This is a genomic window from Mycoavidus sp. B2-EB, from assembly GCF_014218255.1.
GTDB lineage: Bacteria > Pseudomonadota > Gammaproteobacteria > Burkholderiales > Burkholderiaceae > Mycoavidus.
In genome coordinates this window covers 1,588,014-1,599,962 of record NZ_AP021872.1, presented here as the reverse complement: position 1 = coordinate 1,599,962, position 11,949 = coordinate 1,588,014, and the positions used below count along the sequence as shown (strand labels likewise).

The window sequence follows — 11,949 nt, the reverse complement described above, 5'->3', positions numbered from 1 at the left end:
GAATAAAACCCTAAACCTGCGCCCCAGCATTCGGATCATTACGATCATATTTCGGTTTAATCGGTTTAATCAGATCCTCGCGCTTGACCCCAAGCCACATGGCAATCGCTGCTGCAACAAAAACCGACGAATAAATACCGAACAAAATCCCGATCGTGAGCGCTAACGAGAAAAAATGTAGCGTGGGCCCACCAAATAATAACATCGCTAACACCATCATCTGGGTGCTACCGTGCGTGATGACGGTGCGCGAGATGGTGCTAGTAATCGCGTGGTTAATGACCTCGATGACCGTCAACTTGCGGGTTTTAAGGAAAGTTTCCCGGATCCGGTCGAAAATCACGACCGATTCATTGACTGAGTAGCCGAGCACAGCGAGCACTGCGGCTAGGACTGAGAGAGAGAATTCCCACTGAAAAAAGGCAAAGAAGCCGAGAATAATGATTACATCATGCAAATTGGCAACGATGCCGGCAATGGCATATTTCCACTCGAAGCGAAACGACAGGTAAATAATGATTCCGAGCACAACACAGAATAAGGCAAGCAGCCCATGCATCGCCAGTTCTTTACCGATTTGCGGCCCGACAAACTCAACTCGTTGTAGGCGAGCTTGCGGGGTACCTGTGTTGAGCGCCTTCATCACGTACTCGCTTTGCTGCGCAGATGACATTCCGGTTTTTAATGGCAGCCGGATCAATACGTCACGTGAGGTGCCAAAAGTTTGTACTTGCGCATCGCTATAGCCAAGCTTAGCCAGTGTGGCGCGCACTGGCTCAAGCTGAGCTTGCTGAGGGTAATTCACTTCAAGCACTGTCCCCCCCGTAAATTCAACGGATAAATGCAGTCCACGAGTGAGCAAAAAGAATACTGCCGCAACGAAGGTCAGCAATGAAATTGCGTTGAAAATCAACGCACGCTGCATAAATGGGATGTCTTTGTGAATACGGAAAAATTCCATTTCGTGCTCCAGATCAGCGTGACATATCTTGGCTGTCCGGTGTTGTCGGACGCCATATTTGGCCAATTGACAAAGACTTCAGCTTGCGCCGTCCGCCGTACCAGAGGTTGACTACACCACGCGCAAAGAAGACCGCCGAGAACATTGAAGTCAAAATGCCAATGCAATGTACAACCGCAAAGCCGCGGATTGGCCCTGAACCAAATGCGAGCAAGGCAAGGCCCGCAATCAAGGTGGTGACGTTTGAATCTAAAATGGTGGCCCACGCTTGTTGGAAGCCAGATGAAATCGCAGTTTGCGGCGGCGCGCCATGGCGCAGCTCTTCACGGATGCGCTCGTTGATTAATACGTTAGCGTCGATGGCCATGCCAAGGGTGAGTGCAATCGCAGCAATGCCGGGCAAAGTCAGCGTGGCTTGCAACATTGAGAGAACGGCAATCAATAGCAGCAAATTAAGCGATAGAGCCAAGACTGAAATCAGCCCAAATAGCATGTAGTACGCCAACATAAAAAGAGCGATTGCGGCAAAGCCGTACAACACTGAATCAAAACCTTTCTTAATGTTGTCGGCGCCTAAGCTGGGCCCAATCGTGCGCTCTTCAATAATTTCCATGGGCGCTGCCAGTGAGCCTGCGCGTAAGAGCAAGGCAAGATCATTGGCGGCGGCAGTAGAGGCGGAGCCCGTGATTTGAAAACTCTCGCCAAGTTCAGATTGAATCGTGGCGACTGTCAGGACTTCGCCTTTGCCTTTTTCAAACAGCACAATCGCCATGGGCTTGCCAATATTGTCGCGCGAAATGCTTCGCAGCACACGGCCGCCTGCGGCATCTAAGCGAATTTTGACAACCGCTTGCTGGTGTTCATCAAAGCCTGCTGCGGCATCGGCAATCCGGTCTCCGGTGAAGATAATCTGTTTTTTGAGGAGTACAGGGGTGTGATTGCCCTCAGTGAAAAGTTCATCGCCAGTGGGGACGGGGTCGTTTGCATTAGGGTAACGCGGTGCATTTGCATCGACGAGGCGGGCCTCAAGGGTTGCGGTGCGGCCGATAATGTCTTTAGCTTTAGCGGTGTCTTGTACGCCAGGCAGTTCTACGATGATGCGATCTGCGCCTTGTTGTTGAATAATGGGTTCCGCCACCCCGAGTTCATTGACGCGATTATGTAATGTTGCGATATTTTGCTTTAGCGCATTTTCTTGCGTGATGCGCAGCGCGTCTGGAGAAAACGTGCCAAGCACTTGATAGCCGTCGGCGGTGCTTTGCACGCTCCACTGCAATTCACTGAATTTGTCTAGGAGTAAGGCACGCGCAGCTTTGGCTGGCTCTTCGGCGATAAAATTGATGCGGATGGTATGTGCCACGCGACTCACGCCGCCGCTACGAATTGCGCGCTCACGTAGCAGTGTGCGAATATCGGTTGCGCTGGTATCGAGTTTTTTAGCCAGCGCGCCGGCCATATCAACCTGTAGTAGGAAGTGCACGCCGCCACGCAAATCTAAACCGAGGTACATGGGGAGCGCATGCAGTGCAGTCAGCCATTTAGGCGAGGCACTTTGTAAGTTTAGAGCAACGATATAAGCGGGATTGGCGGGCGTTTGATTGAGTGCTTTGGCCAGTAAGTCCTTGGCCCGTAACTGGGTATCTGTATCGGCAAACCGCACGCGTATGCTAGCGTTATTGGCGTTGTTGTCGAACGTAGCGCCAAGCGCTGTAATTTGGTTTAAAGCTAGCGTGCCTTCTACTTTTTTTAATATATCGTGATCGATTTTCACCGTGGCTCGGCCGCTTGAAATCTGCACTGCGGGCGTTTCGCCAAAGAAGTTAGGCAATGTATATAACAGACCGATGGCGAGCGCCATCAACATCACGATATATTTCCACAGAGGATAGCGGTTCATTGGCGGGCGTAGTGAAAACAGAGAAAAACAAAGGACGCAGCCCTATGTCTAGCGCTGCTTTTATTTGCAGGGCTGTCACAAAACCAGCGCAGATTCGCGCGCAGTTTGTGAGAGCCTTTTGCAGAGAGAGGTTTTATAGTGCTTTGATAGTGCCTTTGGGCAAGGTCGCCGTCACAGCATTTTTTTGCACGGTTATTTCAACGCCATCAGCGATTTCAATGCCGATATAAGCCTCGTTGACTTTGGTGACTTTACCAACAATCCCGCCATTCGTGACGACTTCATCACCTTTTGCCATGGCAGCGAGTAAGTTACGGTGTTCCTTCTGCCGCTTCATTTGTGGGCGGATCATAATGAAATAGAGTACCGCGAACATCCCGAGTAGGGGTAAAAAGCTCATCCAGTTAGGTTGAGCACTAGCAGCAGCACCAGCGCCTTGCGCAAGAGCATGGGTAATAAACATGCTAAATCTCCATGAGTGGATAGTCAAAACGGTTGGGCATTCTACCACCGAGTAGGTATTTTATATATATTTGCATATAGAAGTTGCGTATCCGCGCAAAACAGTAGGGTTTATCCTACGCCACGGGCGCGCTCAGCTTTAAATTTTTGCACAAATGCACCAAATCCGCGCGCACTAATCGCGCTACGCATTTCACGCATTAATTCAAGATAATAATGCAAATTATGGAGCGTGTTGAGGCGCGCGCCAAGGATTTCGCCAATCCGATGTAAATGATGTAAATAGGCCCGCGAAAAATTCTGGCAGGTATAACAAGGGCACGTTTCGTCGAGCGGGCGCGGATCTTTACGGTGCGCGGCATTCTTGATTTTTAAATCGCCAAAGCGAGTAAAGAGCCAGCCGTTACGCGCGTTGCGGGTTGGCATCACACAATCGAACATATCAATTCCGGCTGCCACGCCAGCGACTAAATCTTCCGGCGTTCCTACGCCCATTAGGTAATGAGGTTTATCGGCGGGTAAGCGAGGGGCGACATGATTCAAGATGCGCATCATGTCTTCTTTAGGTTCGCCTACTGAAAGACCGCCAATCGCATAGCCAGCAAAATCAAGTTCCATTAATCCTGCAAGCGATTCGTCGCGCAAGCTTTCGTGCATTCCGCCCTGCACAATGCCAAATAATGCATTTGGGTTGTTGAGTTGATTAAATTCGTTGATTGAGCGCCGCGCCCAGCGTAAAGACAAGTGCATCGAGTCAGCTGCTTGCGAGAGCGTGGTAGGGAGGCCTGCGGTGGTGTAGGGGGTGCACTCATCGAATTGCATCACAATATCTGAATTCAATTGGTGCTGTATCTGCATCGATACTTCAGGAGATAAAAAAAGGCGATCGCCATTCAGCGGTGAGGCAAAGGCGACACCTTCCTCGGTAATTTTGCGCAACGCACCGAGACTAAATACCTGAAAGCCACCTGAGTCGGTCAGAATAGGCTTTTGCCAGCTGATAAAGCGATGCAAGCCGTTATGGGCGGCAATTGCGTCCAGTCCTGGGCGCAGCCATAAATGAAAAGTGTTGCCGAGAATAATCTGCGCTTCAATCTGATCCAGTTCAACGGGCGCCATGGCCTTGACCGCGCCATAGGTGCCCACCGGCATAAAAACGGGCGTTTCAATGACGCCATGATTTAATTTGAGACGGCCGCGGCGGGCCTGGCCGTCGACATTGAGTAGGTCAAAAGTTAACATGGTCGGTGAGTTAAAAACATAGCGTCGCCATAGCTGAAAAAGCGATATTTCTGTGCGATTGCATATTGATAGGCGGTGTGGATGGTATCGAAACCAGCAAAGGCGCAAACCAGCATTAATAGCGTCGATTTTGGCAAATGAAAATTTGTGATTAATTGATCGACTAAGCGAAAACGATAGCCAGGAGTGATAAATATATCGGTTTCGCCACTGCCTGCGCGCAGCGGGTCGATGCCGGCTCCTTGGGCTGCGCTGATTTGTGCCGCGGCTTCTAATGCGCGCAGTGAGGTTGTGCCTACTGCGATGACACGCCGACCTGCCGCACGCGTGCGGGCAATTGCCTCAACCAGTGAGGGTGATATTTGATACCATTCACTATGCATGCGGTGCTCTGCAAGATTTTCGGTGCGCACCGGCTGAAAAGTGCCAGCGCCAACATGTAAGGTGAGGGTTGCGCGCTGCACGCCGTGCGCATCAAGCTGCGCGAGTAACGCTTGATCAAAATGCAACCCGGCCGTGGGCGCAGCGACTGCCCCTGGGTTGGCGGCATAGACCGTCTGATAACGAGTTTCATCGGTTGCATCGGGCGCGTGCGTGATATAAGGTGGCAATGGCAAACGCCCGTAACGTTCGATTAAGCTTAGGCAATCGGCTGGAAAGTGCAGGGTGTAAAAAGGTGCAGTAGCATCAGCTTTACTCGGCTCGCCGATAGTGACCTCAAATGCATCTGCCAGACGTAGTGTGCTGCCAACGGCGGGGCGCTTGCTTGCGCGCACTTGCGCGAGCGCTGTGCGTGCGCCGATAATACGCTCGATTAGCACCTCGATCTTGCCGCCGCTGGCTTTGCTGCCCAAAAAGCGCGCTTTTAGCACCTGTGTGTCGTTAAACACCAATAGATCGCCTGCCGCGATGCACGTTGGCAATTCTGCAAAGCGCCGATTAGTCAGGTGCGCTGGTGTGCACGTGTTGTCGACTTCAAGTAAGCGACTTGCGCTGCGGTTAGCGAGAGCCGTCTGCGCAATTAATTCGGCGGGCAGTTTAAAATCAAAGTCAGAAAGTGTATACATGTAAGGGGCCTATAGCTAAAGGCCAGCTTAGATAACGCGTAAAACCCAATATTGTACTTGTATCTGGTTAAAGCTCTACAGAAAGGCTGTGATGCCGGCATCTAAAATCTTATTACCTGAACCCTTGACTGAAATTCCGCCCGCTGTCACGCCGGCGGATCGGCCTAAGCCAAATTCTGGGCGGCAAGCGGATAAGCTGGCTAAGCTCGGGCTAAAGCGCGCGCTCGATCTGGTCTTGCATTTGCCGTTACGCTATGAAGACGAAACCACTGTCACGGCGATTGGGGATCTGCTGGCTGGTGCAACGGCTCAGGTTGAAGGGGAGATTACACACCATGAAATTACGTATCGGGGGCGACGTCAATTATGCATTACGCTCACCGACGAAAAAGGTGATCCGCTGGTATTGCGCTTTTTGAATTTTTACGGCTCGCAAGTTAAGCAACTGGCCGTGGGTGTACGACTCCGCGCACGCGGTGAAGTGCGCGGTGGATTTTTTGGCATGGAAATGGTGCATCCGGCGTATCGGATGGTAGCCCAGGGCGATCCCTTGCCGCAGGCGCTGACGCCTATCTATTCAACTTGCGCCGGCTTGAGTCAAGCGTACTTGCGCCGAGCAATCGAGAATGCGCTGACTTCGACTCCGCTGCCGGAACTGCTGCCGGATGCCCTGAATACCGAGATTATTGCGCCTCTGCAATTGCCGCCGCTTGCGGCCGCAGTGCGCGTGCTGCATCATCCGCCGCTTGGTGTGGATGCAGATGCATTAGTTGAGCGTACACATCCTGCGTGGCTCCGCATTAAATTTGAAGAGCTCCTGGCGCAGCAGTTGTCATTAAAGCAGTCGCATCTACAACGGCGTACCCGTTTAGCGCCAGCGCTTGTAGGTTGTATGTTGAGCGCAGCACTCCCGTTGCTTGAGCGTTTATTATCTGCACTGCCGTTCGCGTTAACGGCTGCGCAACAACGTGTGCAAAAAGAAATTAGCACGGATTTAGCGCTTCCTCATCCGATGCAGCGGCTTTTGCAAGGCGATGTGGGTAGCGGTAAAACGGTCCTGGCTGCGCTTGCTGCGGCGCAGGCGATTGATGCGGGTTACCAAGTTGCGCTGATGGTGCCTACTGAGCTTCTGGCTGAGCAGCATGTGCGTAAATTGCAAGGTTGGTTTGCGCCGCTTGGGATACACGTTGCATGGCTTACGGCAGGTCTTAAGGCTCAAGAGAAGCGCAGCGCCTTAGCGGCAATCGTGACGGGACAGGCGCAGTTGATCGTCGGTACGCACGCTATGATTCAGGATAAAGTCGAATTTGCCCGCCTTGGGCTCGTCATTATTGATGAGCAGCATCGTTTTGGGGTAGCGCAGCGCCTGGCGTTACGGGCCAAGGCGCAGGGCGAGGTCGATCATTCAAACTGGCAGCCGCATCAATTAATGATGAGTGCGACCCCTATCCCACGTACGCTGGCGATGAGCTATTACGCGGATCTCGATGTTTCCACCCTGGATGAGCTACCGCCTGGCCGTACGCCGGTTTTGACGAAGTTGGTGTCACAGGCGCGGCGTGATGAGGTGATTGAACGGGTGCGGCAAGTCGCGCTGGCTGGCCGGCAGATATATTGGGTGTGTCCATTCATAGAAGAAAGCGAGACATTGCAATTGCAAACGGCTGAGGATACTTTCACGATGTTATCTGCGGCGTTGCCTGAATTACAGATTGGTCTAGTTCATGGCCGACTTAAGTCCGCAGACAAAGCTGAGGTTATGGCGGCGTTCACGCGCCATGAGATTCAATTACTGGTTGCTACTACGGTGATCGAAGTAGGGGTTGATATACCCAATGCGTCGCTGATGGTGATTGAGCATGCTGAACGTTTTGGTTTGTCACAGTTGCATCAATTGCGCGGCCGCATCGGACGGGGGAGCGCTGCTTCCGCTTGTGTCTTGTTGTATGCTGGGCCATTGTCGTACGCGGCGCGGGCGCGCTTAAATACATTGCGCGCAACTAATGATGGCTTTGAAGTTGCGCGGCGTGATCTTGAAATCCGTGGTCCTGGCGAGTTTCTTGGAGCGCGCCAGTCTGGCGCTGCAATGCTACGTTTTGCTGATTTGCAACAAGATGCTTGGCTGATTGAGCCGGCCCAACGCGCGGCGGATTATTTGCTGAGCAAGCATCCAGAGGTTGTGGCGCAACACTTGAAGCGTTGGCTAGCAGGCCGAGAGAATTATTTAGAGGTATGATGGACCTATAGTAATTTGATGATAGCAGTAAGCGTGCCCATACTGAGCAAAATGATGATGCCCAGTATTGAGCTAAGTTTAATGGTCATGCGTAGCTCGAGCTTTTCAAAGTCGGACCGAATGGCTGATTCATATTTGCGCAAGTCGGTTTGAGTGGCTAATTCAGCCGCATTGTGCGAATCGCGCACTGCTGTTGCAATAGCTTTAGCTTGCGCGTCGGGTATATTGGCTTCTTTTAGCCTTTCGACAAATTGAAGTGTATCGAAGGTAGTTGCATTCATCTGATAACCTCCATTGTTTGGTTGAATTATAAACTAATTTGATGTTTTGCGAACATCCTTTTGACGTGTATTGAGCGTATCTGCTCAGGCACGTTGGGCTTGTATGCAAGATCAAAATAAGGTGGCCATTTCAATTTTTAGTGCTTTGATGCGCTTTAAAAAGTAGCTCAAGAACAGCGCGGCGCCTACTCTCCTTTTCGGGAGATTTTTTTAAATGCAAAAATCCTTTATAATCTTGGGTTTTCCGTTTACGCCTCCGCGGAAAACAAATAGGGAGAGCCTGCGACTAAAATACAAGCAGGAAAAATAAGGGGCGGTTTATTTTGGATCAATCATGAAAACATTTTCTGCTAAACCTGCTGAGGTTACGCATAAATGGTATGTGGTTGACGTGAAGGATAAGGTCCTCGGTCGTGTCGCCAGTGAAGTGGCGCGCCGTTTGCGCGGTAAGCACAAACCCGAGTTCACTCCACACGTCGATACCGGCGATTTTATCGTTGTCGTCAACGCTGCTCAGTTGAAAGTCACTGGCAATAAAGCAACTGACAAAAAGTATTTCCGTCACTCGGGTTACCCGGGTGGTATTTATGAAACGACTTTCAGCAAAATGCAAGAGCGTTTCCCAGGGCGCGCGCTAGAAAAGGCGGTTAAAGGCATGTTGCCTAAAGGCCCGCTTGGGTATGCAATGATCAAGAAGCTTAAGATCTATGCAAACGATTCCCACCCGCATACGGCACAGCAGCCGCAAGCCCTAGAAATCTAAAGAGACCGTTATGATTGGAAACTGGAACTATGGCACAGGCCGCCGCAAAAGTGCGGTTGCGCGCGTTTTTATCAAGCCGGGTAGCGGCAATATCATTGTTAATGACAAGCCAATTGCTGAGTACTTCTCGCGTGAAACATCGTTGATGGTTGTGCGCCAGCCGCTTGAGCTGACGGAGCATGTCAAAACGTTTGATATTAAAGTCAACGTAACCGGCGGTGGCGAGACCGGACAAGCGGGGGCGGTGCGTCATGGTGTGACGCGCGCCTTAATGGATTACGATTTGACATTAAAGCCGGCTTTGTCGAAAGCGGGTTTTGTGACTCGTGATTCCCGTGAAGTTGAACGTAAGAAGGTTGGCTTCCGTAAAGCTCGTCTGCCTAAGCAATTCTCGAAACGCTAATCGATTGCGCTGCTGCGCAATGGCGAGTAGATTTTTGCTTGAAAAAAGCCGCTTATGCGGCTTTTTTCAAATTGGAAAATAGTAGAAGTTTTTACCTATTTAAGCAGAAGCCAGCCGCATTAAAGCGCGTTGTAATGTCGGGATTCGACTTAAGCCGTCGATCGGCTCTATAATATCGAACCCCCTGTTTTTTTGGAGAACATGATGAGCGCGGCAATTGAAGTTTCTGCAGCGAACGCTCCCTCAACGCCATTGATTTTTACGGATAGCGCAGCGAGTAAGGTTAAGCAATTAATCGATGAAGAAGGCAACCCAGCGTTAAAATTACGCGTTTTCGTGCAAGGTGGTGGTTGTTCTGGTTTTCAGTACGGCTTTACTTTTGATGAAACCATTGCCGAAGACGATACGGTGATGGATAAAAACGGTGTTCAGCTCCTGGTGGATGCAATGAGCTATCAATATTTAGTAGGCGCTGAAATTGATTATAAAGACGACCTAAATGGCGCGCAATTTGTTATTAAAAATCCAAATGCAAGCACCTCTTGCGGCTGTGGCTCGTCATTTTCTGTCTGATGTTTATTCAGTATTAGTGTAGTTTTAAATCTAAAAAAATAATGTCGTCAATCCCTCCCATCGCACGGATGGCAAACGCGATCCGTGCGTTAGCCATAGATGCCGTGCAACAAGCGAATTCTGGTCATCCCGGTATGCCAATGGGCATGGCTGAAATTGCCCTAGCTCTTTGGCATCGTCATTTGAAACATAACCCTAATAACCCTAATTGGCCTGACCGTGACCGCTTTGTATTGTCAAATGGACATGGTTCAATGCTGTTGTATGCATTGCTGCATTTGACGGGTTACGATGGTTTGCCAATCGAAGAACTCAAGCATTTTAGGCAGTTGCATAGTAAAACTCCGGGGCACCCTGAAATTGGTGTAACCCCAGGGGTTGAAACCACCACGGGCCCACTTGGACAAGGTCTGGCAAACGCGGTTGGGATGGCGCTGGCTGAGGCGCTGCTGGCGCAAGAATTTAATCGGGACGAGCTCAAAATCGTCGACCACTATACTTATGCTTTTGTTGGCGATGGCTGCCTCATGGAAGGCATCTCGCATGAAGCATGTTCATTGGCGGGCACGCTAAAGCTAGCCAAATTGATTGTATTGTATGACGACAATGGGATTTCGATTGACGGTGATGTCAAACATTGGTTTGCCGACAATACTGCGCAGCGTTTTGAAGCCTATGGCTGGCATGTGATTCGTCAAGTGGATGGGCATGATATCGAAGCCGTCGATGCGGCGATTACGGCCGCGAAAAAAGCGCATAAGCCAACTTTGATTTGTTGCCAAACCGTGATTGGCAAGGGCGCTCCAACTAAAGCTGGGGGGCATGAGGTGCATGGTGCTCCGTTAGGCGCAGCTGAGGTCGCTGCCACCCGCGTCGCGCTCGATTGGCCTTTTGAGCCTTTTGTCATACCCGATGAAGTCTATGCAGCTTGGAATATGCGTGAAACCGGTGCGCGTGCTGAGGCTGACTGGCGTGAGCGCTTTGACGCCTATCGCGCTAAGTACCCGCAGCAAGCGGTTGAGTTTATGCGTCGCATGAAAGGCGAGCTGCCTACGCATTGGTCTGAGACGACGCGCGCCTTTATCGCGGGCACTCATGCAAAAGCTGAAACCATCGCGACTCGTAAGGCTTCGCAACAGACGATTGACGGTTTGGCTGCGATTTTGCCTGAATTGCTCGGCGGCTCAGCGGATCTGACGAGCTCAAATCTGACCAACTGGAAAACCGCAAAACCCGTGCGCGCTACTGAAGATGGCTTGCAATTCGGTAATCATATCAATTATGGCGTGCGTGAATTCGGCATGAGTGCGGTGCTCAATGGCATAGCCTTGCATGGTGGTTATCGACCATTTGGCGGAACTTTTTTAACGTTTTCTGACTACAGTCGCAATGCGCTGCGGGTCGCAGCTTTAATGAAGGCGCGCTCGATCTTCGTGTTTACGCATGATTCCATCGGTTTAGGTGAAGATGGCCCGACGCATCAACCCGTCGAGCATCTCGCGAGTTTGCGCTTGATTCCGCAGCTCGATGTATGGCGCGCGGCGGATACGGTTGAAACCGCGGTGGCGTGGGTGCAAGCGGTTGCCAGGCAAGGGCCTAGCTGTCTAGTATTTAGCCGCCAAAATCTGCTGTTTATCCAGCGTAGCGAGACGCAAATTGAGCATATCGCTAAGGGGGGGTATGTGCTACGCGACTGGAATGAAGAGGTCGTAGCGCACAAATTGATTGTGCTTGCGACTGGCTCGGAGGTTGAGCTGGCCTTAGCGGCGATTGAGCCGCTAGCACGGGTAGGTATCGCAGCGCGGGTTGTCTCCATGCCCTCAACGACGGTGTTTGACCGGCAGGAAGCGGATTGGCGCGAATATGTGTTGCCCAAAGGGGTTATGCGGCTTGCGCTTGAGGCCGGTTCGAGCGATTACTGGCGCAAATATGTTGGGCTCGAAGGTGGCGTGATTGGCCTTGATAGATTTGGCGAGTCAGCTCCGGCAGCCACATTGTTCGAGCATTTTGGCTTTACGGTGGAAAATATTGTCGAGCAGGCGCGCGCCCTTTTTATATAGCATC

General features: G+C 51.2%; 11 protein-coding genes. 5 read left to right on the top strand and 6 right to left on the bottom strand.

Annotated features, from left to right (window positions below):
• Positions 1-10 precede the first annotated feature (10 nt).
• The 5 genes from secF to queA all read right to left on the bottom strand — a co-directional run bounded on the left by secF (position 11) and on the right by queA (position 5,629).
• Positions 11-961 (bottom strand): protein translocase subunit SecF, encoded by a 951-nt coding sequence (secF, locus tag MPB2EB_RS07085; protein ID WP_185181632.1) that lies wholly within the window; start codon positions 959-961, stop codon positions 11-13.
• 13 nt (positions 962-974) lie between these two features.
• Entirely contained in the window at positions 975-2,858 is a 1,884-nt protein-coding gene (secD, locus tag MPB2EB_RS07080) for a protein translocase subunit SecD (RefSeq protein WP_185181631.1), read from the bottom strand.
• A gap of 133 nt (positions 2,859-2,991) precedes the next feature.
• Positions 2,992-3,321, bottom strand: a complete 330-nt coding sequence (gene yajC / locus MPB2EB_RS07075) for a preprotein translocase subunit YajC (RefSeq protein WP_185181630.1) — start codon at positions 3,319-3,321, stop codon at positions 2,992-2,994.
• A 110-nt stretch (positions 3,322-3,431) separates the two neighbouring features.
• Positions 3,432-4,562 carry a tRNA guanosine(34) transglycosylase Tgt gene (tgt, locus tag MPB2EB_RS07070; RefSeq protein WP_185181629.1) on the bottom strand — a complete coding sequence of 377 codons (1,131 nt, stop codon included), beginning with the start codon at positions 4,560-4,562 and terminating at the stop codon, positions 3,432-3,434.
• Positions 4,556-5,629, bottom strand: a complete 1,074-nt coding sequence (queA, locus tag MPB2EB_RS07065) for a tRNA preQ1(34) S-adenosylmethionine ribosyltransferase-isomerase QueA (protein WP_185181628.1) — start codon at positions 5,627-5,629, stop codon at positions 4,556-4,558. Before queA ends, tgt begins: the two co-directional genes overlap by 7 nt.
• Positions 5,630-5,720: 91 nt before the next feature.
• On the opposite strand from queA, the gene recG reads away from it, so the two are divergent.
• Complete coding sequence (gene recG / locus MPB2EB_RS07060) at positions 5,721-7,865, top strand: ATP-dependent DNA helicase RecG (protein ID WP_185181627.1); 2,145 nt, start codon at positions 5,721-5,723, stop codon at positions 7,863-7,865.
• Positions 7,866-7,870: 5 nt separating this feature from the next.
• On the opposite strand, the gene MPB2EB_RS07055 is transcribed toward recG, so the two are convergent.
• Entirely contained in the window at positions 7,871-8,146 is a 276-nt protein-coding gene (locus MPB2EB_RS07055) for a DUF1640 domain-containing protein (RefSeq protein WP_185181626.1), read from the bottom strand.
• 334 nt (positions 8,147-8,480) lie between these two features.
• Here MPB2EB_RS07055 and rplM point away from each other — a divergent pair, with 334 nt between their 5' ends.
• The 4 genes from rplM (at position 8,481) to tkt (ending at position 11,945) form a co-directional block, all read left to right on the top strand.
• Positions 8,481-8,909, top strand: a complete 429-nt coding sequence (gene rplM / locus MPB2EB_RS07050; RefSeq protein WP_185181625.1) for a 50S ribosomal protein L13 — start codon at positions 8,481-8,483, stop codon at positions 8,907-8,909.
• Between the two features lie 10 nt (positions 8,910-8,919).
• The gene (gene rpsI / locus MPB2EB_RS07045; RefSeq protein WP_185181624.1) at positions 8,920-9,312 is read left to right on the top strand and encodes a 30S ribosomal protein S9; all 393 of its coding nucleotides are present in this window, start codon (positions 8,920-8,922) and stop codon (positions 9,310-9,312) included.
• Between the two features lie 204 nt (positions 9,313-9,516).
• A complete protein-coding gene (gene erpA, locus MPB2EB_RS07040) occupies positions 9,517-9,885 on the top strand; it encodes an iron-sulfur cluster insertion protein ErpA (RefSeq protein WP_185182697.1) in 369 nt (122 codons plus the stop codon).
• Positions 9,886-9,953: 68 nt separating this feature from the next.
• Complete coding sequence (gene tkt, locus MPB2EB_RS07035) at positions 9,954-11,945, top strand: transketolase (RefSeq protein WP_185182696.1); 1,992 nt, start codon at positions 9,954-9,956, stop codon at positions 11,943-11,945.
• The last annotated feature ends 4 nt before the right edge of the window (positions 11,946-11,949 follow it).